The organism is Brevundimonas sp. UBA4553 (assembly GCF_002387245.1).
Classification (GTDB): domain Bacteria; phylum Pseudomonadota; class Alphaproteobacteria; order Caulobacterales; family Caulobacteraceae; genus Brevundimonas.
The window spans coordinates 119,526-143,127 of record NZ_DGLD01000010.1; the positions used below are offsets into that span (position 1 = coordinate 119,526).

Annotated in this window: 21 protein-coding genes; 14 read left to right on the plus strand and 7 right to left on the minus strand. The window is 68.2% G+C overall.

Translation table 11 applies throughout. The features are described 5' to 3' along the window. Positions 1-259 precede the first annotated feature (259 nt). Together B4A39_RS06540 and B4A39_RS06545 are read left to right on the plus strand one after the other, a co-directional pair. Positions 260-1,042: a hypothetical protein gene (locus B4A39_RS06540; RefSeq protein WP_292034546.1), complete on the plus strand. Its 783-nt coding sequence runs from the start codon at positions 260-262 to the stop codon at positions 1,040-1,042. Positions 1,043-1,235: 193 nt separating this feature from the next. After that, positions 1,236-1,751 (plus strand): cupin domain-containing protein, encoded by a 516-nt coding sequence (locus tag B4A39_RS06545; RefSeq protein ID WP_292034547.1) that lies wholly within the window; start codon positions 1,236-1,238, stop codon positions 1,749-1,751. Positions 1,752-1,761: 10 nt separating this feature from the next. Here B4A39_RS06545 and B4A39_RS06550 read toward each other — a convergent pair whose 3' ends face one another. Further along, positions 1,762-2,439, minus strand: coding sequence for a DsbA family oxidoreductase (locus B4A39_RS06550; protein ID WP_292034548.1), 678 nt, complete (start codon positions 2,437-2,439; stop codon positions 1,762-1,764). A 70-nt stretch (positions 2,440-2,509) separates the two neighbouring features. Further along, positions 2,510-2,791 (minus strand): hypothetical protein, encoded by a 282-nt coding sequence (locus B4A39_RS06555; protein ID WP_292034549.1) that lies wholly within the window; start codon positions 2,789-2,791, stop codon positions 2,510-2,512. 119 nt (positions 2,792-2,910) lie between these two features. Here B4A39_RS06555 and B4A39_RS06560 point away from each other — a divergent pair, with 119 nt between their 5' ends. The 3 genes from B4A39_RS06560 to B4A39_RS06570 all read left to right on the plus strand — a co-directional run bounded on the left by B4A39_RS06560 (position 2,911) and on the right by B4A39_RS06570 (position 4,694). Then, on the plus strand, positions 2,911-3,693 hold the full coding sequence (locus B4A39_RS06560; protein WP_292034550.1) for a ribonuclease T2 family protein: 783 nt from the start codon (positions 2,911-2,913) through the stop codon (positions 3,691-3,693). A gap of 44 nt (positions 3,694-3,737) precedes the next feature. Then, a complete protein-coding gene (locus tag B4A39_RS06565) occupies positions 3,738-4,115 on the plus strand; it encodes a hypothetical protein (RefSeq protein ID WP_292034551.1) in 378 nt (125 codons plus the stop codon). A gap of 114 nt (positions 4,116-4,229) precedes the next feature. Then, the gene (locus B4A39_RS06570) at positions 4,230-4,694 is read left to right on the plus strand and encodes a hypothetical protein (RefSeq protein ID WP_292034553.1); all 465 of its coding nucleotides are present in this window, start codon (positions 4,230-4,232) and stop codon (positions 4,692-4,694) included. Here B4A39_RS06570 and B4A39_RS06575 read toward each other — a convergent pair. The 3 genes from B4A39_RS06575 to B4A39_RS06585 all read right to left on the minus strand — a co-directional run bounded on the left by B4A39_RS06575 (position 4,691) and on the right by B4A39_RS06585 (position 7,508). Further along, positions 4,691-5,695 carry a hypothetical protein gene (locus B4A39_RS06575; RefSeq protein ID WP_292034556.1) on the minus strand — a complete coding sequence of 335 codons (1,005 nt, stop codon included), beginning with the start codon at positions 5,693-5,695 and terminating at the stop codon, positions 4,691-4,693. The genes B4A39_RS06570 and B4A39_RS06575 overlap by 4 nt on opposite strands. 98 nt (positions 5,696-5,793) lie before the next feature. Continuing rightward, positions 5,794-6,561, minus strand: coding sequence for an ABC transporter permease (locus B4A39_RS06580; RefSeq protein ID WP_292034559.1), 768 nt, complete (start codon positions 6,559-6,561; stop codon positions 5,794-5,796). Further along, positions 6,561-7,508: an ABC transporter ATP-binding protein gene (locus B4A39_RS06585; RefSeq protein WP_292034562.1), complete on the minus strand. Its 948-nt coding sequence runs from the start codon at positions 7,506-7,508 to the stop codon at positions 6,561-6,563. The genes B4A39_RS06580 and B4A39_RS06585 overlap by 1 nt, the downstream gene beginning before the upstream one ends. A 131-nt stretch (positions 7,509-7,639) precedes the next feature. On the opposite strand from B4A39_RS06585, the gene B4A39_RS06590 reads away from it, so the two are divergent. Beyond that, positions 7,640-8,953: a PQQ-dependent sugar dehydrogenase gene (locus tag B4A39_RS06590; RefSeq protein WP_292034563.1), complete on the plus strand. Its 1,314-nt coding sequence runs from the start codon at positions 7,640-7,642 to the stop codon at positions 8,951-8,953. Positions 8,954-9,018: 65 nt separating this feature from the next. Here the strand turns inward: B4A39_RS06590 and B4A39_RS06595 are convergent, their stop codons facing one another. Then, positions 9,019-9,582, minus strand: coding sequence for a hypothetical protein (locus tag B4A39_RS06595; protein WP_292034565.1), 564 nt, complete (start codon positions 9,580-9,582; stop codon positions 9,019-9,021). Between the two features lie 337 nt (positions 9,583-9,919). Between B4A39_RS06595 and B4A39_RS06600 the strand changes: the two genes are divergently transcribed. From B4A39_RS06600 to B4A39_RS06635, 8 genes are all read left to right on the plus strand, one after another. After that, positions 9,920-11,719 carry a long-chain-acyl-CoA synthetase gene (locus B4A39_RS06600; RefSeq protein WP_292034568.1) on the plus strand — a complete coding sequence of 600 codons (1,800 nt, stop codon included), beginning with the start codon at positions 9,920-9,922 and terminating at the stop codon, positions 11,717-11,719. A gap of 98 nt (positions 11,720-11,817) precedes the next feature. Then, the gene (motA, locus tag B4A39_RS06605) at positions 11,818-12,687 is read left to right on the plus strand and encodes a flagellar motor stator protein MotA (protein ID WP_292034570.1); all 870 of its coding nucleotides are present in this window, start codon (positions 11,818-11,820) and stop codon (positions 12,685-12,687) included. 461 nt (positions 12,688-13,148) lie between these two features. After that, positions 13,149-13,439, plus strand: a complete 291-nt coding sequence (locus B4A39_RS06610) for a hypothetical protein (RefSeq protein WP_292034572.1) — start codon at positions 13,149-13,151, stop codon at positions 13,437-13,439. A 186-nt stretch (positions 13,440-13,625) separates the two neighbouring features. Continuing rightward, the gene (locus B4A39_RS06615) at positions 13,626-13,907 is read left to right on the plus strand and encodes a hypothetical protein (protein ID WP_292034574.1); all 282 of its coding nucleotides are present in this window, start codon (positions 13,626-13,628) and stop codon (positions 13,905-13,907) included. Between the two features lie 114 nt (positions 13,908-14,021). Next, a complete protein-coding gene (gene mnmC / locus B4A39_RS06620; protein WP_292034576.1) occupies positions 14,022-15,833 on the plus strand; it encodes an FAD-dependent 5-carboxymethylaminomethyl-2-thiouridine(34) oxidoreductase MnmC in 1,812 nt (603 codons plus the stop codon). Positions 15,834-15,894: 61 nt separating this feature from the next. Continuing rightward, positions 15,895-16,308 (plus strand): DUF6491 family protein, encoded by a 414-nt coding sequence (locus B4A39_RS06625; RefSeq protein WP_292034578.1) that lies wholly within the window; start codon positions 15,895-15,897, stop codon positions 16,306-16,308. Positions 16,309-16,477: 169 nt separating this feature from the next. Next, the gene (locus B4A39_RS06630) at positions 16,478-17,623 is read left to right on the plus strand and encodes an efflux RND transporter periplasmic adaptor subunit (protein ID WP_292034580.1); all 1,146 of its coding nucleotides are present in this window, start codon (positions 16,478-16,480) and stop codon (positions 17,621-17,623) included. 9 nt (positions 17,624-17,632) lie between these two features. Further along, complete coding sequence (locus B4A39_RS06635; protein WP_292034581.1) at positions 17,633-20,749, plus strand: efflux RND transporter permease subunit; 3,117 nt, start codon at positions 17,633-17,635, stop codon at positions 20,747-20,749. A 160-nt stretch (positions 20,750-20,909) separates the two neighbouring features. On the opposite strand, the gene B4A39_RS06640 is transcribed toward B4A39_RS06635, so the two are convergent. Continuing rightward, positions 20,910-23,510, minus strand: a complete 2,601-nt coding sequence (locus tag B4A39_RS06640; RefSeq protein WP_292034583.1) for a TonB-dependent receptor — start codon at positions 23,508-23,510, stop codon at positions 20,910-20,912. Positions 23,511-23,602: the final 92 nt, after the last annotated feature.

Genomic DNA, 23,602 nt, shown 5'->3' on the forward strand with positions numbered 1-23,602 from the left:
CCCGCAACACCTACTCAAGCACCCACGCCCGTTGCCTGCGGGACCCACAGCGCCCGCACCGACGTGATGCGTGAAACAACGCTGACCACTCACCCATGCCCGCCGCATCCGCGACTGAAAGGCCGCCTTCGGCGCCGCTAGGTCCCCCGATCTCGCTACGCTCGTCGGAAGACAACGAAAGAAGGGGAGCGCCCCTCCCCCCGTCCGATCCTGACGCACCCGTCCGCCATCCTGCTTCGCTCAGGCAGGAGGCGGCGAGATGGACGACCAGACTTACTGGCACGAGGGCGAACCCCGCATCATCGCCTCCGGGCGGTGGGAGCAGGACGAGCACGGCGACACCACCTACATCCCCGACCACATCCGCCCCTCGACGGCGCCGCCCGCCGATCCCGACGCGGCCCCTGTCAACGTTGAGGGCGAGCGGACCGGGGCCGACGGCTATCGCATCCGTTCCGACGCCGTCTGGACGGCGGCGCGGCGCGACTATCTGGCCGGGGATGCGGCCGAGGCCGTCTGCGCCCGCTATGACCTGAAGCTGGGGACCCTGCGGTCCCGCGCCGCGCGCGAGGGCTGGTGCCGCAGCGACATCGAAGACGTCTGGCCCGATCCGCAGGACGAAGAGGCCGACACGACCCCGCCCGACCTGACCCGGATGGCGGCCCAGGCCCTGATGCGGCTGAACCGCGCCCTGCAGCGCGGCCGCGCCGCCGAGGCCGCCTCCTGGCTGCGCACCTGGCGCGCGCTTTCCAGCGTGAGTTTGGGCGACCCCGCCCTTCTGGCCGCCGCTGAACCCAAGGCCGAACCCCTCTCCACCCTGGAGCAGGACCTGCAGGAGGTCGCCGCCGTCGCCCGCGACGCCGCCGCCCTCTCGCCCACCGACCACGCCGGCCGCATCGCCATCGAAGCGCGCCTGACCGCCCTCAAGGTCCGCCTCGATTTCGAGGGGGCGATTTCAGACGATTCAGACGAATTGGACTCTGTTTTTCCCTCCCCTTCTCCCCTTGCGGGAGAAGGTGGCGGGCGAGAGCCTGACGGATGAGGGGTGCGCGGAAATTCGCACCCGGCCTCCGGTCAAAACGCCCCGCCGACACCCCTCATCCGAGCGCCTGCGGCGCCCACCTTCTCCCGCAAGGGGAGAAGGAAGCCGAGCCGCGTCCCCGCCTTGCCAAACCGCGACCGGCGGCGCTTGATGTCGCCATATCGCCGTTCGGCAGGTCAGGAAGGACCGCCCGATGCTGATCTTGCTCGCCGCCCTGCTGACGCCGCCCGCTCAGCAGGCCCCCGCGCCCGCCAACGCGGCCGTCATCCGCCGCGCCGACGAAGCGGCGGGCACGATCGGGGTGGGACAGGTCGCCTATCTCACCCCGCCCGAGGCCGGGGCCATGGGCCAGTTGCTGCTGATCGAGGGGCCGGGCTATCGCACCCCAATCCACGTCCATCACCGCATGGACGAGAGCTTCTACGTCCTGTCGGGACAGTTGACCCTGCATGTGAATGGCCAGACGCGGGTGCTGGGGGCGGGCGACTATGTCTTCATCCCGCGCGGCACGCCCCACGCCCAGGGCAACCAGGGCCAGGAGCCGACCCGGCTGCTGATGAGCGTGTCGTCGGGCGACTTCCTCGGCTTCTTCCGCGCGCGGGAGGAACTGGTGAAGACCTCGCCGCCCGGCCACCCCGACTATGGCCCGCGCATGTATGCGCTGAGCGACGTCTATGACGTGGAGAACCTGGGCGATCCGCCCTTCTAGGCGTCGGGCCTCAGGTCTCCGCCGCGATCTGGCGCAGGGCCTGTTCAAACGCCGCCGCCGGCTGGCCGCCGCTGATCAGGTACTTGCCCTCGACCACGACGGCCGGCACCGAGGTGATGCCCCGCGCCCGCCACAGCTCCTCGGCGCCGCGCACCTCGGTGGCATAGCGGCCCGAGGCCAGGACCTCGCCCGCCTCGGCCCGGTCCAGCCCCGCCGCCTCGGCGGCCTCGGTCAGGACGCGGGCGTCGGTGATGTTGCGGTTCTCGGTGAAGTGGGCCGTGAACAGGGCGCGCTTCAGGGCCTCCTGCTTCTCCGGCGCCGTCTCATGCGCCCAGTGCAGCAGGCGGTGGGCGTCGAACGTGTTCCAGATGCGGCTCTCCGGCCCCATCTTCATGTCAAAGCCGACCTCGGCGGCGCGGGCGCGGATCATCTCGCGGTTCTGGGCCGACTGTTCGGGGGTGGAGCCGTACTTGCGGCCGATGTGCTCGACGATGTTCTCGCCCTCCGGCGCGATCTGCGGGTTCAGTTCGAACGGCTGGAAGGCGATGTCGGCGGCGATCCCCTCCCCCTTCAGCTTGTCCAGCGCGGTCGTCAGCCCGCCCAGTCCCACGGCGCACCAGGGGCAGACTACGTCCGAGACGAAGTCGATCTTCAGGGTCTTCAGAGCGGGGGCGGCGGCGTCGGTCATGGTGCGGTTCCTCTGGTTATCCGCACCATATGGTGTTGCAGATGGCGAGCGCCAGTCCCGCCGCGCGCGACTACTCGCCCTTTCGCCCCATCAGCGGGGTCAGCAGGGTGTTGACCTCGTCCATCTGGCCGTGGCCCTGGGCGGCGCGGCGCTCCAGCTCGTCGGCGCGGGCCTGCAGGTCGCGGGCGCGGGCGGCGCGGGGGTCGTCCTCGGGCACGGCGGCCAGGGCGGGGCGGCGGGCTTCCAGCTCAGCGATCAGTTCGTCAAACCGGGCCTGGTTCATCGCCTCGCCCTGTTCGAACAGGGCGATCGCCTCTTCCAGGGCGGCTTCAAAGGCGGTTTGTTCAGGCATGACCGGGTCCCATTATGCTTACGCTTATCAATGGTTGAGACGCCCGCCCGGTTCCGTCTCGACCGCGTGATGTGAAGGGTTTAGGCGTCGCTTTCCCGCCCGTCCGACCGGAGTTCCTGATGCGGCCGTCCGCCCTGCTCTCGCCCGCCGCCGCCGCCCTGGCCCTGGGCGCCGTCCTGTTGCTGGCCGGGTGCGAACCGCGCCTGTCGTCGCCGGTCATGACCGCCGCCGTCGACGGCGCGACCTGCGCCGTCCCCGCCGATCTGGAGCCGGCCCGCCCCTACCCCGTCCCGGCGGACGAGGCCGCGCCCGACGTGCCGGTCGCCTTCAACATGCTGGCCGTCAGCTGGTCGCCCCAGGCCTGCCGCTCGGGCAAGGACTACCCGGACGCGCGCCATCAGTGCGCCCACAACCAGTTCGGCCTGACCCTGCACGGCCTCTGGCCCAATGGCGCGGACAATAAACACCCGCGCTACTGCGCCGCCCCCGGCCCTGCCATCCCCGTGGCGACGGTGAAGAAGCACTTCTGCATGACGCCCTCGCCCTCCCTTCAGCAGCACGAATGGGCCGCCCACGGCACCTGCGGCTGGGACGATCCTGAGGCCTACTTCGAACGGGCCGCCCGCATGTGGAACGGCCTCAACAAGCCCGATCTGGAGGCCATTCCGGCCGAGCGCCTGACCGCGGGCGCCATCCGCGACGCCTTCGTCGCCGCCAATCCCGGCCTGCCGCGCGACGGCGTGTTCATCGCCACCACCGACGGCTGGTTCCGCGAGGCGCGGCTCTGCTACTCCAGGGCCTACCAGCCCATGTCCTGCCCGCGCGGCCTCGGTGCGCCGGACCGCGAGCGGCTGAAGCTGGCTCCGACCGGGGTCGCGGCGGAGGCGCAAACGACCCGTTAACCGGAACGGCGCAGCCTCGCTCCACGGCCCCCTTGGAGCACGCCATGTCGACCGTCCTGACCCAGAGCTATCGCCGCCAGCGCGACCACTTCGAGCCCGAGGACCTGGACCCGCAGGAGCAGCGCCGCCTGCGCGGCCAGTTGGAGCAGATCGACTACGCCGCCTTCATCTCCAACCGCGAGGTCATCGGCCAGACGCTTTCGCGCGTGGATACGGGCGCGTTTCAGAAGCTGGCCGTGCTGACGGCCAACGCCCGCGCGCGCTGGGCCGCCGAAGCCCTGCGCCTGTCCGAATCCGGCTCCGCCGTGACCCCGGATCAGACCGCCCGCCTGACCGCCGCCCGCACCGCCTACGAGGAACTGGCCGAAGCCTACGAAGCCCTGCGCCGCATGGTGGAACGTGGATACCTGACCTTGCGCTAAGCGCTGCCATTGCCCTTATCAAAAGGCGTGAAACGTTTCGCTCCCCTCTTCGCGGCCTTGCTCCTGCTCACGGCCTGCGGTCCTTCGGCTCGTTCTGAGGGCGCCCCGGCGCCTGTGGCCGACAATCGGGCGCTGACCGCCCTGTTCAACGCCGACCAGAAGGCGCGCAAGGGAGGCATCCTTGATCTGAAGGAAGGCTTGAGGATGAGTCTGGCCGACGCCGAACGCCGAGAGCAGGTCCGAGCCATGCTGGATCGAGGCGAGGTGCGTTCCGGAGGGGACTACTGGCGAGCCGGCTTCATCTTCCAGCACGGCGACCATCCCGATGACTTTCTGCTGGCCCACGCCCTGGCGACCGCCGCCCTGAGCCTGGGCGAACAGGACGGCGCCTGGCTGGCCGCCGCCAGCCTGGACCGCTACCTGGTGGCCGTGGACCGACCTCAGATCTACGGCACCCAGTTCATCGCGATCCCGGACCAGCCGACGAACCAGAGCGCCCTCGACCGCGACCTGCTCACGGACTCCATCCGCGAAGCGACCGGCGTGCCGCCTCTGGCCGAGCAGACGCCGCCGCCCTAGTCCAGCGGTTGAGGCTTGGTCACGACCGGGGCGTCGGGATCATTCGAGGTCGGTCGAGCGGGGGTCGGCGGAGGTCCGGCGGGCTGCACGGCTTCCGGCGCAGGCGCGATCACCACCACGGGAGGCGGCGCCGCGGCCGGAGCGGGAACAGCAACCGGCGGCGCGGCGGCGGCCTGGGGCTCTCCCGATGCGGCGGCGGGACGAACTGCTTCGGCGGGGCGAGGCGCGGCGGCTGAACGCGAGGGGGCGACGGCGGCCGCTGCGACCGGCGGCTCCGCGGGGGCAGGCGCAGGGGTGGGGGCGGCGACCAGCGGAGCCTCCAACGGCGGCGAAGCCACGGGCGCGGCGATGGTCGGGAGAGCGTCCGGCGCCGGTTCGCTGCCGGACCTCGCAATGAGCCATGTGGCCAGCGGCGCGCCGATCACCACGACTGCGGCGACGACATAGAGCGCGGTGCGACGGGGCCCCTTGTCCGTGCCGGCGCGCGGCGCGACCGGGGCCGGCGTCGGGCGGGCGGCAGCGGCCGGCGCGACGACCGGCAAGGGGGCGACGGCCTGCTCGGATTCGGACACGACCGCCGGACGGGCGGGAGCGGTCGCACGCGCCGCCGGCGAGGGCGTTGTGTCCCCCCCGGCAGACGAAACAGGCGGCCCCGCAGGACGGGACGGCTGGGGCGCGGCCGGCTTCGGCGCCGTGATCAGCCCCGGAGCGGCCGCCGGCGGCGCCGGCCGGCGCTGCGGCACCAGGGAGCCGCCGAACACGCCGCTGGAGGGGCCGCGCGGCGTGGCCGCGGTCGTCACGGCGGGACGCGAGGTCGGTCTGGGCGGCTCAACCCCAGAGGCTTCTGTCCTGGGCGCTGAGGTTCGGGGCGTAGGAACGACCGGCGGAGCCAGTCCCGCGCCGCGCGGCAAAGGGCCTGCGCGGAAGACCGTCTGGGGCGGCCGTCCCCATTGCACGGGACGGCGAGCGAAGGGCGTGGACTTGTCGTCGGCGTCGGACATTCGGGCTCCGGCGCCGGACGGCGCGCATCACGAAAGGGGCAGGCAGACCGTCAAACTGCTGAGCGAGTTCGGCGGTTTCGTGACGCGCAGAACCGACCTCAGTTCTTCAGACGATAGCCGGTTCTGAAGATCCAGCCCACGGCGGCCAGGCAGGCGAAGAAGAAGCCCAGCGTGGCCATCAGGCTCAACCCCACGCTGACGTCGCCTATGCCGTAGAAGGCCCAGCGGAAACCCGAGATCAGATAGACCACCGGATTGAACAGGGTCACCGTGCGCCAGCCGTCCGGCAGCATGTCGATCGAATAGAAGGCCCCGCCGAGGAAGGTCAGGGGCGTGACGATCAGCATGGGGATCATCTGCAACTGTTCGAAATTCTGCGCCCAGACGCCGATGATGAAACCGAACAGGCTGAAGGTCGTCGAGATCAGGATCAGGAAGGCCAGCATCCAGAAGGGGTGCAGGATCTGCAAGGGCACGAACAGGGCCGCCGTCGCCAGGATGATCAACCCCAGAACCGCCGACTTGGTCGCCGCCGCCCCGACATAGGCGATGACGATCTCCAGCGGCGACACGGGGGCTGACAGGATCTCATAGATGGTGCCGGTGAATTTCGGGAAATAGATGCCGAAGCTGGCGTTGAAGATCGACTGGGTGAACAGGCTTAGCATGATCAGGCCCGGCACGATGAAGGCGCCATAGGGCACGCCCCCGACCTCCTCCATCCGACTGCCGATGGCCCCGCCGAAGACGACGAAATAGAGGGCTGTGGTGATCACCGGCGTGACGATCGACTGCCACAGGGTGCGCAGGGCCCGCGCCATCTCGAAACGATAGATGGCCCAGACGCCATGTCCGTTGAACGTCATCACGCGGCCTCCCCGCCACTGTTGCTGTCGCGATGGACCAGGCTGACAAAGATGTCTTCCAGCGAGCTCTGGCGGGTGTTCAGGTCCTTGAAGGCGACGCCCAGGTCGGACAGGCGGCGCAGCAGCGACGGGACCCCGGTCTTCTCGGCGTGGGCGTCGAAGGCGTATTCGAGTTCCCCGCCTTCGTTCTTCAGGCTCAGGTCCCATTCGGCCAGTTCCGGCGGCAGGACCGTCATCGGCTCCTGCAGGTTCAGCGTCAGGGTCTTCTTGCCCAGCTTCTTCATCAGGACCGCGGTCTTCTCGACCAGAATCAGTTCGCCCTTGAGGATGACCCCCACCCGATCGGCCATCTCCTCGGCCTCCTCGATATAGTGGGTGGTCAGGATGATGGTGACGCCCCGCTCGCGCAGGCGCCGCACCAGAGCCCACATGTCGCGACGCAGCTCCACGTCCACGCCCGCCGTCGGCTCGTCCAGGAACAGAATGTCGGGTTCGTGGCTCAGGGCCTTGGCGATCATGACACGGCGCTTCATTCCGCCGGACAGGGTCATGATCTTGGCGTCCTTCTTGTCCCACAGGCTGAGGTCGCGAAGGATCTGCTCCACATAGGCAGGGTTGGGCGCCTTGCCGAACAGACCGCGGCTGAAGGTGACGGTGGCCCAGACGGTCTCGAAGGCGTCGGTTGTCAGCTCCTGCGGCACCAGGCCGATGCGGGTGCGGGCGGCGCGATAGTCCTTCTGGATGTCGTGGCCGTCGGCGGTGACCGTTCCGGTCGAGGGCGTGACTATGCCACAGACGATGGAGATCATCGTCGTCTTGCCCGCGCCGTTCGGCCCCAGCAGGGCGAAAATCTCGCCCTTCTCGATTTCCAGATCGACGCGCTTCAGCGCCTGATGGCCGGATTTATAGGTCTTGCTCAGACCCTGAATGGTGATGACTGGCGGCATGGGCCCTCCCGGCGCAGGTTGCGCAGATAGGCAACGAACAGCCCTGGCTCAAGGGGCCTCCCCCACGCGGCGAAACAAGGTTTTTCTCCCCGGTTCGCGCTATGATGCGCCGAACATCACAGGCTGCTCTCATGTCCGCGCTTCGTTTCATCGCCGCCCTGCCGCTGGTCCTTGTCCTGGCCGCCTGCGAGACTGAAAGCACCCTCCCGGAGCATCTGGGTTTCGGCGCTGATCCGCAACTGCCCGAGGCTCGCACCCAGCGCCTGCCCACCGTCAAGATCGCCCCGGCCGTGGGCTGGCCCGAGGGCGGCGCGCCGGTGGCGGCCTCCGGCTTGGCCGTGAACGCCTTTGCGACCGGTCTCGACCATCCACGCTGGCTCTACGAACTGCCTAACGGCGACCTGCTGGTGGCGGAAAGCAACGCCCCACCCAGACCCGATGACAAGAAGGGTGGCCTACGCGGCTGGATCCAGGGCCTCGTCATGGGCAAGGCGGGCGCGGGCGTGCCCAGCGCCAATCGCATCACCCTGCTGCGGGACGCCGACGGCGACGGTGTCGCGGAAATGAAGACCGCCTTCATGTCCGGCCTGGCCTCGCCCTTCGGCATGGCCCTGATCGGCGACCGCCTCTACGTCGCAAACGCCGACGCCGTCGTCGCCGTCCCCTATCAAACAGGACAGACGCAGATCACCGCCACGCCGGTCAAGGTCGCGGACCTGCCCGCCGGTCGCAACCACCACTGGACCAAGAGCCTGATCGCCTCGGCTGACGGATCTCGGCTCTACGTCGGCGTCGGCTCCAATTCGAACGTCGGCGAGAACGGCCTGGACGAAGAGGTCGACCGCGCCGCCGTGCTGGAGATCGACCCCGCCACCGGCGCCCGCCGCGTCTTCGCCTCGGGCCTGCGCAACCCGGTCGGCATGGCCTGGAACCCCGAGGACGGAAGGCTGTGGGTCTCGGTCAATGAGCGCGACGAGATCGGCGATGACCTTGTGCCCGACTATATGACCTCGGTCACGCCCGGCGGCTTCTACGGCTGGCCCTGGAGCTACTATGGCCAGACGGCCGATGCCCGGGTCCAGCCGCCCCGCCCCGATATGGTGGCCAAGGCCATCAAGCCGGACTACGCCCTGGGCTCGCACACGGCGTCTCTGGGCCTGACCTTCTATACCGGCGCCCTGATGCCCCGGTGGCGCAACGGGGCCGTCGTGGGTCAGCACGGTTCATGGAACCGCAACCCGCCCGCCGGCTACAAGGTCATCTTCATCCCCTTCAGCGGAGGCAAGCCCGCGGGCCCGCCGCAGGACGTCCTGACCGGCTTCCGCAACGACAAGGGCGAGGCCATGGGGCGGCCGGTCGGGGTGCTGGGGGTGCGTTCCGGCGCGCTTCTGGTCGCCGACGACGTAGGCGATGCGATCTGGCGGGTTACGCCGGCCGGATCCTGAACGGGGCGGCCCATACAAGAAAAGGCCCGGCGCGAGCCGGGCCTTCCAGTTTATGACACCAGCGATCAGTTCGTCGGCGTGATCACGATGGGCGCCGGCGGCGCTGCGGGGGTCACCGGCGCGGCGGCCGGAGGAGCGACCGTCACGGGCGTCGCTTCGGGGGCGACCGACAGATAGGGCTGCGGGCCCGTGGGGACCGGCGCTTCGACCACCGGAGCAGCGGCCGGAGGCGCAGCGCGAACCGCGCGGGCGGGAGCCGGGGTCGGCGGCGCGACGCGGCGTTCGACCGGAGCGGCGGCGGCCGGCGGGATGGGCGCAGCCGTCGCCAGGTCCGCAGGCGTCTCGATCGGCACCGACGGCGCGGTCAGGGGCGACGTTGCGGCCATGGCGAGCGGCGCTTCAATCTGCGCCGCCTCGACGGTCGCCGGCGCCGTCGTCTCGGCCGGCTGCATCAGCATGGCCGCCGCGGCGCCGCCGACCACCAGAACGCCCAGGGGCGCCAGGACCATCCAGGTCTTCACGGGCTTGTTCGACTTGCGGGCGCTGCTGCGGGCGTAGACCGGCACATAGGCGTCGCTGTCCACGCGCGGGGCGGCGGGGCGAACTTGATCGGTATAGGTCACGGACATGATGTCTTCTCCTTGATCCAGGGCCCCACAACCCCGACCAGAAGAGCAAGGTTCCACGAACAGACCCCTTCGCCGCGAAGAAACACCACCCTCGCCACAGTTCAGGCGAAAGCATGATCAAGTCATCCGATCGTCACTTCTCAATCCGATCTTTCGTATTTCGCCACCCACGTTGACGTAACGTCGCGAAGCAACCTTACCCAACGTCATCGAAAAGGCGACGCAAGCATCGCATTCGCGAAACATTGTGGCGATGTGCGCTTACGACCGGTTGACCCGTCGTCGCTGCCCGTTCATCACCGTGGAAAGGCTAAATTCGGGAAGAGGCGGCGCAACCATGGGTCTGGCAGCGAACATCCGGCGCGATATGAAGTTCGCGGGCGGGCTGTACCGCCTCCTGAAGCGTATCAAGCCCATCACCCTCGACAGCGACGTCCTGCTCTGTGACGACATCGAGGAAGCGGTCGACAAGTTCGCGGACAACCTCGCCGTCGAGGACGAAAACCGCCGCCTGACCTATCGCGAGCTGGACGCCCTGGCCAACCGCTACGCCCATTGGGCCAAGGCGCGGAACCTGAAACGGTCGGACGTCATCGCCCTGGTCATGCACAACCGGGTGGAATACCTGGCCGCCTGGATCGGCTTCTCCAAGGTCGGCGTGGCCACCGCCCTGATCAACACCAATCTCAGCGGCGCCGCCCTCGCCCACTGCCTGACCATCTCCAACGCCTTCAACGTGGTGACCGATCAGGAATGCTGGCGCGCGGTCGAGGAAGCCCGCCCCTTCGTCGATCGCAACCTGATGAGCTGGGTTCACGGCCTAGCCGACGAGGACGAGACCAACGACCGCCGCGACATCGACAACGCCGTGCGCAGCGCTTCGTCGGTCCGCCCTGATCCGGGCCTGCGCAAGGGTCTGACCAATCGCGACACGGCCCTGTTCATCTTCACCTCGGGCACCACGGGCCTGCCCAAGGCCGCGCGCATCCCGCATTCGCGCGCCCGCACCTATATGCGCGCCTTCGCCGGAGCCACCGCCTCGACGACGAAGGACGCCCTCTACAACTGCCTGCCCCTCTATCACTCGACCGGCGGTCTGGTCGGGGTCGGCTCCATCCTGCTGAACGGCGGCCGGATGATCATTCGTCGCCGCTTCTCCGCGACCCATTTCTGGCCCGATGTAAAGACGTCCGGCGCCACCATGTTCGTCTATATCGGCGAGCTGTGCCGCTACCTGGTCAACTGCCCGCCCAACGAGGACGAGCGCGCCCACAAGCTGCGCCTCGCCTTCGGCAACGGCCTGCGTCCCGATGTCTGGACCGAGTTCCAGAAGCGCTTCGGCATCAAGGACATCATGGAGTTCTACGGCTCCACCGAGGGCAACGTCTCCCTGTTCAACTTCGACGGCAAGGCGGGCGCCATCGGCCGCGTCCCCGGATTCCTGAAGTCGCAACTCAACATCCGCCTGATCGCCCTGGACCCGGAAACGGGCGAGCCGATCCGGGGCTCCGACGGCGCCTGTCGTCTGGTCGCGACCGGGGAAACCGGCGAGGCCATCGGCCAGATCGCGTCCGACATTCGCCACGACTTCTCGGGCTACGCCGACAAGAAGGCGTCCGAAAAGAAGATCCTCACCGACGTCTTCAAGAAGGGCGACCGCTGGTTCCGCACCGGCGACCTGATGCGCCAGGACCGTGACGGCTACCTCTACTTCATGGACCGCCTGGGCGACACCTACCGCTGGAAGGGCGAGAACGTCTCCACCGCCGAGGTCGAGCAACGTCTGCACGACGCGCCGGGCGTTCAGGAGGTGATCGCCTACGGCGTCACGGTTCCCGGTCAGGAAGGCAAGGCGGGCATGGCCGGGCTGGTCATGGAAGGCAAGTTCGACCCCGCCGCCTTCGCCGCCTACGCCGACGAGCAGTTGCCGCCCTACGCCCGTCCGGTCTTCATCCGCCTGATGAAATCGGCCGAGACCACCGGCACCTTCAAGTATCGCAAGGTCGATCTGGTCGCCGACGGTTTCGACCTGGAGAAGGTCGAGGGGGCCGTCTATGTCCGCGGCGGCAAGGCCGGCTACCAGAAGCTGACCGCCAAGGCCTATGAAGCCATTGTCGACGGGACCACGCGCCTCTGATTTCGCGTCCCGAACCGGGATTCCCGAAACCCGCCCTTAAGCATTAACGCCGATAACGGGCGTCCTGAGCTCTCTCCAGCAGGACGTCCGGCGGCCCCATGTTCCAGATTATCGGCATCATCATGCTGTTCGCCATGGTGTTCGGCAGCTTCCTGCTGCACGGCGGCAAGATGGCGACGATCCTCTACTCGTTGCCCTATGAGCTGATGGCCATCCTGGGCGCGGGCATCGCGGCCTTCCTGATCTCCAACAGCATGTCAGTCATCAAGGGCGCGCTGGGCGGCTTCGGCAAGGCCTTCGCCGGACCCAAGTGGAAGAAGCAGGACTACAAGGACCTGCTCAGCCTCCTGTTCCAACTGACCAAGACGATGAAGTCCAAGGGCGTCATCGCCCTGGAAAGCCACATCGAAAAGCCCGCCGAGAGCAGCATCTTCCAGAAATACCCCAAGGTGCTGAAGGACCACTTCGCCACCGACTTCATCTGCGACACCCTGCGCATGATGACCATGAACCTCGAAGATCCGCACCAGATCGAGGACGCCATGGAAAAGCAGCTGGAAAAGCACCACCACGAGGCCCATGCCGCGTCCCACGCGCTTCAGAACCTGGCGGACGGCCTGCCCGCTCTGGGCATCGTCGCCGCCGTGCTGGGCATCATCAAGACCATGGGCTCGATCAGCGAGCCGCCTGAAGTTCTGGGCGGCATGATCGGCGGCGCCCTGGTCGGCACCTTCCTCGGCGTCTTCCTGGCCTATGGTCTGGTCGGACCCTTCGCCGCCCGTCTGGGCGCGATCATTGACGAGGAGGCCGCCTACTACAAGATCATCCGCTCGGTCCTGGTCGCCCACCTGCACGGCAACGCCGCCCAGATCTCGGTTGAGATCGGCCGTGGCGACATCCCCTCGACGGCCCAGCCCTCCTTCACTGAAATGGAAGAAGCCCTGGCCGCCGCGCCGATGGACGCCTGATCCGTCCACGGAGGGAACACGAACCGCTCACGACGGTTCTCCACAGGTCACGTTCGCGTGCATTCATTGTGGAGCTCCGATGAAAGCCCTCCCGCTGCTGCTTTCTGCGTCCGCCCTGCTCACGCTGGCGGCCTGCAACGACACCCCGCCTCCAAGTCCGACGCCGGAGCCGACGGAGCCCGCCACGGTCCCGGCCGACGCCATGGCGCCGGCTCCCTCGCCTGAGACTTCAGCCGCGCCGCCGCCGGTGGAAGTCACGCCTCCATCGTCCTCCGCGCCGAGCCCGACACCGCCGACCCTTCCTGACGACCGGCCGCCCGCCGATCCGATGGACCCGACCGCCCGGCCCATACCGCCGGCCTAGGTCCCAGAACAGGCTTGTAGAACCTGGTAATCTCGCGTTACGCCTTGCACCGGCGGGATTGTCTCGCCGGATATTGAATCAAAGGGGCTATAGTCACATGACCATCCGTCGCCTGATGATCGTCGCCGCGGGGCTCAGCGCCCTGTCGCTGGCCGCTTGCCAGCAACCTGCGACCCAAACTGAAGAAACCGCCGCTGTCGCCGCCGACGCCGCTGCCGATACGGCCGCTGTCGCCGCCGATCAGGCTGCTGACGCCGCCGCCTCCGCCGCCGGCGCCGCCACTGACGCCGCCGCCTCGGCTGGCGCTGCAACCGAAAAGGCCGCTGACGCCGCCGCCGCTACGGTCGCACCGCCCCCGCCGCCCGCCGCCGCGCCGGCCGCTCACTAAAACAATCCACACCGAAAAAAGCCGGCCAAGGGCCGCTCCGACTGGGTCGGGGCGGCCCTTTTCGATGGCGGATAACGAGACTTCACGAACCTGTGAGAATTTCGCTTGCGGTTTCACTCACGATCCCGTTATCTCCCCTCAGCGAGGATTCATGATCTCGCGTTTCCCTTCTGAAGGATAAAAACTATGCGCATCACCGCTCTGATCGCCGCTTCGGCCGCCGCTCTGGCTCTGGCTGCTTGCCAACCCGCCGCCACCGACAAGGTTGAAGACGCCGCTGCCGACGCCACCGACGCCGCTGCAACCGCTACGGACGCTGCTGCGACCGCCGACGCCGCCGCCACCGACGCTGCCGCCGCCGCTGGTGAAGCCGCTGCCGCCGCTCCGGCCGCTGCTGCTGAAGCCGCTGCTGCCGCTCCGGCCGCTGACGCCGCTGCTGCTCCGGCCGCTCCGGCTGCCGCTCACTAAGACTTACGTCTTGGATCGCGGCCCTCGGGTCGCGATGCGGAAAGGGGTCGTCTTCGGACGGCCCCTTTTTCGTGCCCGCTATCCAGTGGGATTGCGGACGGATAAAGCCCTCTCATGGTCGATGAACTGCCCGACGACGCCTCTCCGCAACTGTTCTGGGCCGATGACGGCTCGCCGCGCTCGGGCCGGTTCGGCGACGTCTATTTCTCCCGGGACGACGGCCTGGCCGAGACCCGCGCGGTCTTCCTCGATGGCTGCGGCCTGCCCGAAACCTGGGCGGGTCGCGCCGACTTCACCGTCGCCGAACTGGGCTTCGGCACCGGGCTGAACATCGTCGCCCTGTTGGACCTGTGGCGCCGCACCCGACCCGCGAACGGTCGACTGCACGTCTTCTCGATCGAGGGCTTCCCCCTGACCCGCGATGAGGCCGCCCGCGCCCTCGCCGCCTGGCCCGAACTGGCCGAGACCGCCGCCGCCGTCCTGGCCGCCTGGCCGACCGGAACGCCGGGTTTCCATCGCCTCGATCTGCCGCAGTGGAACGCCAGCATCGACCTGGCCGTCGGCGACGCCCAATGGGCCTTGGAGCAATGGTCCGGCCCGGCGGACGCCTGGTTCCTCGATGGCTTCTCACCGGCCCTGAACCCGGGCATGTGGTCGCCGCAGATCATGACCCTGATCGCCGCCCGCTCCGCCCCCGGGGCGCGTCTCGCCACCTTCACCGTCGCCGGGGCCGTCCGGCGCGGACTGGCCGAGCACGGCTTCCTTGTCGAGAAGAAGCCCGGTCACGGACGCAAGCGCGAACGGCTGGAAGCCCATCTGCCCGGCCCGCCGCCTGCCGCCCGCCCGCAGCGCCACGTCGCCGTCGTCGGCGCCGGCATCGCCGGCGCCTCCGTGACCCGCGCCCTGATCGCCGGCGGCGCCCGCGTCACGGTGATCGAGGCCGAGCACCCCGGCGCGGGCGGATCGGGCTTCCCCGCCGCCCTTGTCACGCCCCGCCTCGACGCGGGCGACGCCCTGATCGCCGGCTTCCACGCCCAGGCGCTGGAGCGGGCCCGCACGCTCTATGGCGCCGTCCCCGACGCCGTCATCGCCGAGGGCGTGTTGCAACTGGAACAGGCGCCGCGCGACGCGACCCGCTTCGACAAGGTCGCCGCCCAATCCCTGTGGCCCTCGGCCGCCATGACCCGTCTCGATCCCGATCGCGTCTCGAGCCATGTGGGCGAACCGGTCTCGAGCGGCGCCCTGCGCATGAGCGGGGCGCTGGCCCTACGCCCCGCCGCCGTCTTGGAGACTTGGCTGACCGGGGCCAAACGCGTGGTCGGGCGCGTCGCCTCGGTTCAGCCCTGCGATGGAGGCTGGCGCCTGATGGAAGACGGCGGTGAAGTGGTGGCGAAGGCCGATTTTGTAGTCATCGCCGCCGGTTGGGGGACCGAGGCCCTGGCCCCAGACCTGCCGCTTGCCCCTATCGCCGGTCAGGCGGACTGGGTGGAGGGTCCGACAGCCCAGCCCGTAGCCTGGGGCGGATACGCCGTGCCGACGGGCGACGGCCTGTTGTTCGGCGCCACCCACGATCGCGGCAAGACCGCCCTCGCCCCCGGCGACGAGGCGTCGGCCCGCAATCTGGCCACCCTTGCAGCCGTCCTGCCCGAGCTAGCCCAGCGAGTCGAGGCCGCCGGCCCGTCGCAACGCCGCACGGCGGTGCGCGCCACGACGCCTGACCGCCTGCCCATGGTCGGAGCATTGACCTCATCGGGTCTCTACACCCTGACCGGTCTGGGATCGCGCGGCTTCTGCGTCGCCCCCCTTCTGGCCGAGCATCTGGCGGCTATCATCCTCGATCAGCCGTCTCCGTTGCCGTTGGCCTATGCGGAAAGGCTGCAGCCGTTACGTTTGGCGCCGCAACCAAAGCCGGGGTCCGCCGCTTAGACAGGCGCGGTTCATCCGGCCGGTGATAAGCTGGGCCGCAGAGCTTGCACGGAGCCCCTCAATGCTGCGCCTGACACCATCCCTCGCCCTCATCGCCACCGGCGCCGTCGCCCTGACGGGGTGCGCGCCCACCGCATCGACCGAGCAGGCGGCCAGCACCAGCGACAGCGCGGCGCGGCAGTGCCTGTTCCAGGACCAGATTTCGAGCTTCCGGGTCCGCAACAACACCATCTACCTAAGAGGCTCGGGCAAGGACGTGTTCCAGTTGGAAACCGCCGGCTATTGCCGCGATCTGGAGAACGCCATGGGCCTCGCCTTCCTGCCCCAGGGCGGCCTGACCCGCCTGTGCACCGGCGACTGGACCATGATCGTGCCCTCGGGCGGGACGCCGCCGGTCACGCCCTGCCGTGTACGCATCGTCAAGCGCCTGACAGACGCGGAAGTCGCCGCCCTGCCGGACCGCGATCGCCCCTGATCATAAATTTCCGCGAAGATCGAACCGTATTACTTCGCGGTAATGCAGGCAGGCTAGGTTTGAGAACGCTTCGCTGAAACGATAAGAAGCCTGGCTATCAAACTCGTGTCCGGCGCCGGACAGAAGGTTCGCGCCCTCCCTGCACCGACCCTTTCAAGGATCCCCGCACGTGGCGAAATCCCTTCCCTTCCCGGGCGCCGTTCCCGCCCTGATTCTGGCTGCAGCCGCGGCCCTGACGCTTTCGGCCTGCGGCGGCCATGGGGAGGACAAGTCCAAGACGGGCGACAAGCCGGCCGGCGCGTCGCGCCAGACGGTCAGCGCCGCGACTGCGATCGAGCAGGCCCTGCCCCGCGTCATCGTCGCGTCGGGCAGCGTCTCGGCCTGGGAGGAAGTCCCCGTCGGGGCCGAGACCGGCGGCCTCACCGCCGTCGGCGTCTATGTCGATGAAGGCTCCTATGTTCGCCAGGGCCAGGTTCTGGTGAAACTGAACGACGCCCTGCTTCAGGCCCAACTGCGTCAGCAGCAGGCGGCTGTGGAGACGGCCGAGGCCAACGCCGCGCGCGACGACGCCGCCCTGGGTCGCGCCCAGGAGCTGAAGCAGCGCGGCTTTCTCAGCCAGGCCTCGCTGGATACGGCGCTGGCCAATCAGCGCGCCTCCCAGGCCAATCTGGCCTCGGCCCGCGCCGCTCTGTCGGAAACCCGCACGCGCCTGTCCCAGAGCGAAATCAAGGCTCCGGTGTCGGGGCTGATCATCAGCCGCAACGTCACGCGCGGCCAGATCGTGGAGGCCGGGACGCAGCTCTTCCGCATGGTCCGCGACGGCCGCCTGGAGCTGGACGCCCAGGTGCCCGAGACCGACCTGCCCGCTCTGCGCGCCGGCCAGACCGCCACCATCACCTCGAACGAAGGCGTCGCCACCAGCGGCACAATCCGCATCGTCACGCCTGAAGTGGACCCCGAAACGCGTCTGGGCCTGGCCCGCATCAGCCTGTCGCCGGGCAGCGGTCTGAAGCCCGGCATGTTCGCCCGCGCCTCCATCACCGCCGGGGCCCAGCCGACAACGGTCGTGCCGACCGGGGCGGTCCTCTATCGCAACAACCGCTCGGGCGTCTTCGTGCTGGACGCCCAGTCGGCCGCCCATTTCCGTCCAGTGACCGTTCTGTCGCGTCGGGACGATCAAACCGCGGTCAGCGGGATCGAACCCGGTGTCCGCGTCGTGGTTCAGGGCGCCGGCTTCCTGAACGAGGGCGACAGGGTCACGGTCGCCGCTGCCCCCGCCGCCGCGTCTGCGGCTGCGGCGCCGGCCGCGAAGTAAGGCCCGGCCATGAACAACATCTCGTCCTGGGCGATCAAGAACCCCATTCCGATCATCCTGCTGTTCGTGCTGCTCACCCTGGGCGGCATCACCGGCTTCATGGGGATGCGGATCAACAACAACCCCGACATCGACTTCCCCATCGTCGCTGTCAGCGCCGCCCGTCCGGGCGCAGCCCCGGCCGAGATGGAGGTCCAGGTCACGCGGGTGATCGAGGATTCGATCGCGGGCCTGTCGGGCGTTCGCCACATCTATTCCAACGTCACCGACGGCGTGTCCTCGACCACCATTGAGTTCGAGCTGGGCACGGACACGGAGCGCGCCACCAACGACGTCCGCAACGCCATGAGCGGCGTGCGCGGCTCCCTGCCCCAGGACATGCAGGAACCGACGGTCCAGCGCATCGACATCACCGGCGACGCCCTGATCACCTATGTGGTCCGCTCGCCGACGATGACGCCGGAACAGATCAGCTGGTTCATCGACAACGAGATGAGCCGCGCCCTGCTGGCGCTCGGCGGCGTCGGCGAGGTCAATCGTTCGGGCGGCGTCGACCGTGAAATTCGCGTCGAGTTGGACCCACAACGGCTGTCGGCCTACGGCGTCACCGCCGCCGAGGTCAGCCAGGCCCTGAACAACGTCAACAACAACCTGCCCGGCGGTCGCGTCACCGTGGCCGGATCGGAACGGGCCGTGCGCACCCTGGGCGCCGCCGGCTCGGTCGAGCAGTTGCGCGCCACCCTGATCCCGCTGGGCAACGGCAAGAGCGTACGGCTGGGCGACCTGGGCGCCGTCGTCGACAAGTGGGGCGAACCGCGCCGTCTGGCTCGCTACAACGGCCAAGAGGCCGTCACCTTCAACTTCCTGCGCTCGCGCGAGGCCAGCGAGGTCAAGGTGGCGGAAAAGGTGCGCGAGGAAGTCGCCCGGATCGACGAGGCCCACCCGGAGCTGACCATCGAACAGGTCACCTCCAGCGTGAAATATATCGAGGAGAGCTATCTCGCCTCGCTGGAAGCCCTGCTGCTGGGGGCCGTCCTGGCGGTCATCGTCGTCTTCATCTTCCTGCGTGACTGGCGCGCGACACTGATCGCGGCCACCGCCATGCCGATGTCGCTGATCCCCACCTTCGCCCTGCTCGGGCCGATGGATCAGTCGCTGAACGTCGTGACCCTGCTGGCTCTGTCCCTGACCATCGGCATCCTTGTCGACGACGCCATCGTGGAGATCGAGAACATCGTCCGCCACATGCGCGACGGCAAGCCGCCCTACGACGCCGCCTTCGAGGCCGCCGACGAGATCGGTCTCGCGGTCGTGGCCACCACCGGCACTATCATCGCCGTCTTCGCCCCCGTCGGCTTCATGCCGGGCATCATCGGCCAGTTCTTCAAGGCCTTCGCCCTGGCGGCCTGCATCAGCGTCTTCTTCTCGCTGGTCGTGGCCCGGACGCTGACGCCGCTGATGGCGGCCTATCTGCTGAAGCACACCAAACATGAGGACAAGGATCCCTTCTGGATGAAGGGCTACCTGCGCGCCCTGCACTGGTGCCTCGGCAACCGCTGGAAGGTGTTCGTCATGGGCGCCCTGTTCCTGGTCGGCTCTGTCGGTCTTTCGATCGTCGCCAAGATGTCGTTCGAGTTCATGTCGCCCGGCGACGAGGGTCGCGCGGCCTTCCAGGTCGAGCTGCCGCCCGGCTCGACCCTGCGCCAGACCGACGCCGTGGTGCAGCAGGTCACCCAGAAGCTCAACGCCCGGCCGGAGGTCACCTCCGTCTATGCCGCCATCGGCGGCCAGGATGTCGGCCAGGCCAACGTCTACGCGGACCTGACGCCCAAGGGCGAGCGCGCGCTCAGCCAGCAGGCCTTCCAGCGCGTTCTTGTCGACGAGTTGAAGCAGATTCCCGGCGCCCGCATCCGGGCCGGCATCGCCCAGCAGGGCGGCGGGCCCGGCGACGGCACCAGCTACACCTTCTCCATCCTGGGCGACGATCCCGTGACCCTGGAAGCCGCGGCCCGCAAGGTGGAGGAAGAGATGCGCGGCGTGCCGGGCCTGGCCAACGTGGTCAACACGGCCGCCATCGCCCGCCCGGAAATCCTGGTCACGCCGCGCCCCGATGAAGCCGCCCTGCTGGGCGTCTCGGCCGGGTCGATTTCTCAGGCTGTGCGCGTCGCCACCATCGGCGACATCGAGCAGAACCTGCCCAAGTATAACCTGGGCGACCGCCAGATTCCGATCCGGCTGCAACTGACCGAAGCCGCCCGTGAAGACCTGAACGTGCTGGAGAACCTGCGCGTGCCGACCGCCTCCGGCGCCTCGGTGCCGCTCAGCGCCGTGGCCGACATCGAGTTCGGCGCCGGTCCGGCCACGGTCAGCCGTCAGGACCGTTCGCGGATCGCCTCGATCACGGCCGAGCTGGACGGCATCACCACCGGCGCCGCCGGTCAGGCGGTCAACCGCCTGCCTTCGGTAGGGAACCTGCCCGAGGGCGTCCGTCAGGTCCCCGCCGGCGACGCCGAGTTCATCCAGGAAATGCTGGTCGGCTTCGGCATCGCCTTCATCTCCGGCATCCTGCTGATGTACGCGGTCCTGACCCTGCTGTTCAAAAGCTTCGCCTACCCGGTCACCATCATGGCCGCCCTGCCCCTGGCCATCGGCGGCGCCTTCATCGGCCTGGTGATCGGCGGCAAGAGCTTCTCGATGTCGGCGCTGATCGGGGTGCTGATGCTGATGGGGATCGCGGCCAAGAACTCCATCCTGCTGGTCGACTACATCATCATCGCCGAGAAGGAGGGCGGGCTCAGCCGTCGCGAGGCCATCATGGACGCCGCCCACAAGCGGGCGCGCCCCATCCTGATGACCACCTTCGCCATGGGGGCCGGCATGGTGCCGATCGCCATGGGCATCGGCGCCGATGTCGAGTTCCGCTCGCCCATGGCCATCGCCGTGCTGGGCGGTCTGATCTCCTCGACCTTCCTGTCGCTGCTCTACATCCCGGCCATCTTCACAATCGTCGACGACATCGCCGGCTTTGGACGTCGGGTGCTGGGCCGGATGTTCGCCGGACAGCGCAAGCTGGCCGACGGCAGCCGCCCCGGCACAGCCGCCGTCCCTTACGAACCTTACGAATAGACGGGCTCAGCCCCGCCTCAGGCCCCCGGAGAGCGATCTCCGGGGGCTTTTTCGTGGCCGCACGCGCGACTGCCTCGAAGCTCGTACAGAGGCCAAAGAAAAAGGCGGCCCGGATTGCTCCGGGCCGCCTTCTCACTTCGCCCCAGAGGGCGAAGGTCGATCAGTATTTGACGCGCAGGGTAGCGCCGTAGGTGCGGGGCTGCCCCATGAAGGCGTTGTAGGTCTGGGTGTCCAACGCCGGGTTGAAGTAGGTGCCGTTCGGCTGGAGCGTCGTCTGGAAGGCGGAGCCTTGCAGCGGGGCGTTGATGGCCACCTGCTTGTACTCCTCATCGGTCAGGTTCTGCGCCCACACGTCGAGGCTCCAGCGGTCGTCATCCGAGCCCAGAGTGATGCGGCCGTTCAGCAGGGTGAAAGCGTCCTGCATCTTGTAGGGAAGCAGATCAGAGCCAGTGTTGTATTCCGTCGAGTATTTGGCGGAGAGGTTGAAGCCCACCTTCAGGCCAGCGCCGATGGAACGGTCGAACGAAACCGATCCTGTCGCGGACCATTCCGGCGCGAAGGACGCTCGCGCTCCCGGCAGCAACGACAGCTGCGGGAAGTTCCCGGGGTTGGTCATGTCTGCGGCGGTGAACACGCCATACTTGGTGTCGGTGTAGGTCAGGCCGCTGGTGAACGACAGTCCCTCGATCGGGGTGAACCAGACGAAGTCGGCGTCGAAGCCCTGCGACTTCAGCTCGGGAATGGATTCGACCACGAAGGCCGTGCCCAGGAAGGTGTTGAGCTGGAAGTCCTCGAACTTCTGATTGAAGTAGGTGAGGTTCAACAGGACCGTGCGGTTGAACAGCGTGTTCTTGAGGCCCAGTTCGTAGCTGTCGACGGTTTCCGCCGGGAAATACAGCGAGGACGTCGGCGTGATGCCGTTCTGGACCCGGTCCAGGTTATAGCCGAACGACTTGTAGCCGTGTGCGTAGGAGCCGTAGGCCATGACGCTGTCGTTGAAGCGATAGCTGGCCTTGATCGTCCCGGTGAAATCGCCGCCCGTGTTCTCTTCCGAGAGACGGCGGTTGTCGTACAGAGGGTTAGCCCAGGGCAGACAGATATTGCCGATCAGACGCGGACCGATCGCTGCGCCGAACACGCCCTGAATGGCGGCGGCGTTGGCCAGGGCGCCGCCGCAGGCGGCGCCGTTCGTTCCCACATTGTCCTGGACGCCCAGCAGGCGCTTGTGGTCCTGCGTGTAACGCAGACCCAGCGTCAGATCGAACTGGTCGGTCAGGTGCACCGTATTATTGGTGAAGAAGGCGAAGGACTCGGTGCTCTGGCTGTAGTGATCGCGCACGCCCTCGCCGACTCCGAAGCCCGGGCCGGTCGCAGCCGTCGGCCCCGAGGGAGCCATCCCGCCCGTCGCGAGGCAGCCGCCCAGACCGGCGGCCGTCTGGCCAGGCCGGCTGAAACAGCCGATGTCGTTGGGGCTGACCGGCAGGGCCGGATTAGCTGCGTTCAGTTGCGACGACAGCAGCAACGACAGGAAGGGCGTGTAGGCGGCCCCGTACCAGTAGCTGTCGGCCCGGCTGATGTCCTCCTTGGTGAAGAAGGCGCCGACCAGCCAGTCCAGACGATCATTTGAGCCGGCCAGACGGAATTCCTGGGTCAGGTTCTCCAGCTCGAAGCCGTAGTTGCCGTCATCCTTGCGGTAAAGAAGATCGGCCGTCGTGTAGTCGAGATCCATGCCGTTGATCCCCTCCCAGTTCCGCCAGGAACTGATCGAGGTCAGGGTGGCGTTCCACGAGGGAATGTCGATATTGGCCTCGGCGGAGAAGCCCATATCCTCCATCTGCTGCGCCGTGCTGCGGTTGGCGTAGGCCGTGCGCGAGAACGGCAAAGGCCCGAAGCCGGGCGCCGGCGGCTGTTGCTGGCCGCCGACGGCGGTGATGGCGCCATAGGTCGGGCCGGTGCGGATCTGGGTCGAGACGCAGCAATACTCGTCGCGCTTGGAGTAGTCGGCGATCAGACGGATCGAGACCTCGTCCGAGGGCAGGATCAGCAGCTGGCCGCGCGCGGTCCAGAAGTTCTGGTTCTGGTCGTCCGTTTCCGTACGCGGACCGGCGCCGGTGATCACGTCATAGAAGCCGTCGCGCTCGCGTTTGGCGACGTAGAGACGGCCCGCGATCTGGTCCGTGATCGGCCCCGTGACCGAGCCGGCCAGACCCCAGGCGTTGAAGTTGCCGTAGGTGGCCTCGGCGTTGAAGCCCGGCGTGAAGGACGGCGCCTCGGAGATGATGTTGATGACGCCAGCCGAGGTGTTCTTGCCGAACAGCGTACCCTGCGGCCCCTTCAGGACCTCGATGCGGCTCAGTTCGCCCAGGTCGCCGAAGCCGACGCCGTTGCGCGAGCGATAGACGCCGTCGATGACCACGCCGACCGAGCTTTCCAGGCCGGGGTTGTCGCCGACGGTGCCGACGCCGCGGATACGCGCCGTGGTCGAGGCTTCCGACTGGGTCGAGGTGACGGTCATGCCCGGCGTCAGGATCTGCAGATCCTTGATGTCGCGGACGCCCGCGCCGTTCAGCGCTTCCTGCGACAGGGTCGTGACCACGATCGGCACGTCCTGCAGGTTCTGCTCGCGCTTCTGGGCGGTGACGATGATGTCGTCGATCGTCGTCGGTCCCTCCTGGGCGGAGGCGGCCCCGGCGAAGCCGAAGGCGACGGCGCCGACAACGGCGGCCGACGCAGTGCAGCGAAGGATGTTATTGAAACGCATGAAGCGGCTCCCCGGCTCTGAGGCCCGGCCGCCCGCGGCGACCGTGGCGATTCCTGTCCCTGTCGATCCACACTCGTTGAACGGCGTGAATT

Excerpts from the sequence above, each read along its gene's own strand:
- B4A39_RS06540 (WP_292034546.1), top strand. The coding sequence starts at position 260 with ATGGACGACCAGACTTACTGGCACGAGGGCGAACCCCGCATCATCGCC.
- B4A39_RS06545 (WP_292034547.1), top strand. The coding sequence starts at position 1,236 with ATGCTGATCTTGCTCGCCGCCCTGCTGACGCCGCCCGCTCAGCAGGCC.
- B4A39_RS06550 (WP_292034548.1), bottom strand. The coding sequence starts at position 2,439 with ATGACCGACGCCGCCGCCCCCGCTCTGAAGACCCTGAAGATCGACTTC.
- B4A39_RS06555 (WP_292034549.1), bottom strand. The coding sequence starts at position 2,791 with ATGCCTGAACAAACCGCCTTTGAAGCCGCCCTGGAAGAGGCGATCGCC.
- B4A39_RS06560 (WP_292034550.1), top strand. The coding sequence starts at position 2,911 with ATGCGGCCGTCCGCCCTGCTCTCGCCCGCCGCCGCCGCCCTGGCCCTG.
- B4A39_RS06565 (WP_292034551.1), top strand. The coding sequence starts at position 3,738 with ATGTCGACCGTCCTGACCCAGAGCTATCGCCGCCAGCGCGACCACTTC.
- B4A39_RS06575 (WP_292034556.1), bottom strand. The coding sequence starts at position 5,695 with ATGTCCGACGCCGACGACAAGTCCACGCCCTTCGCTCGCCGTCCCGTG.
- B4A39_RS06580 (WP_292034559.1), bottom strand. The coding sequence starts at position 6,561 with ATGACGTTCAACGGACATGGCGTCTGGGCCATCTATCGTTTCGAGATG.
- B4A39_RS06585 (WP_292034562.1), bottom strand. The coding sequence starts at position 7,508 with ATGCCGCCAGTCATCACCATTCAGGGTCTGAGCAAGACCTATAAATCC.
- B4A39_RS06590 (WP_292034563.1), top strand. The coding sequence starts at position 7,640 with ATGTCCGCGCTTCGTTTCATCGCCGCCCTGCCGCTGGTCCTTGTCCTG.
- B4A39_RS06595 (WP_292034565.1), bottom strand. The coding sequence starts at position 9,582 with ATGTCCGTGACCTATACCGATCAAGTTCGCCCCGCCGCCCCGCGCGTG.
- B4A39_RS06600 (WP_292034568.1), top strand. The coding sequence starts at position 9,920 with ATGGGTCTGGCAGCGAACATCCGGCGCGATATGAAGTTCGCGGGCGGG.
- motA (WP_292034570.1), top strand. The coding sequence starts at position 11,818 with ATGTTCCAGATTATCGGCATCATCATGCTGTTCGCCATGGTGTTCGGC.
- B4A39_RS06610 (WP_292034572.1), top strand. The coding sequence starts at position 13,149 with ATGACCATCCGTCGCCTGATGATCGTCGCCGCGGGGCTCAGCGCCCTG.
- B4A39_RS06615 (WP_292034574.1), top strand. The coding sequence starts at position 13,626 with ATGCGCATCACCGCTCTGATCGCCGCTTCGGCCGCCGCTCTGGCTCTG.
- mnmC (WP_292034576.1), top strand. The coding sequence starts at position 14,022 with ATGGTCGATGAACTGCCCGACGACGCCTCTCCGCAACTGTTCTGGGCC.
- B4A39_RS06625 (WP_292034578.1), top strand. The coding sequence starts at position 15,895 with ATGCTGCGCCTGACACCATCCCTCGCCCTCATCGCCACCGGCGCCGTC.
- B4A39_RS06635 (WP_292034581.1), top strand. The coding sequence starts at position 17,633 with ATGAACAACATCTCGTCCTGGGCGATCAAGAACCCCATTCCGATCATC.
- B4A39_RS06640 (WP_292034583.1), bottom strand. The coding sequence starts at position 23,510 with ATGCGTTTCAATAACATCCTTCGCTGCACTGCGTCGGCCGCCGTTGTC.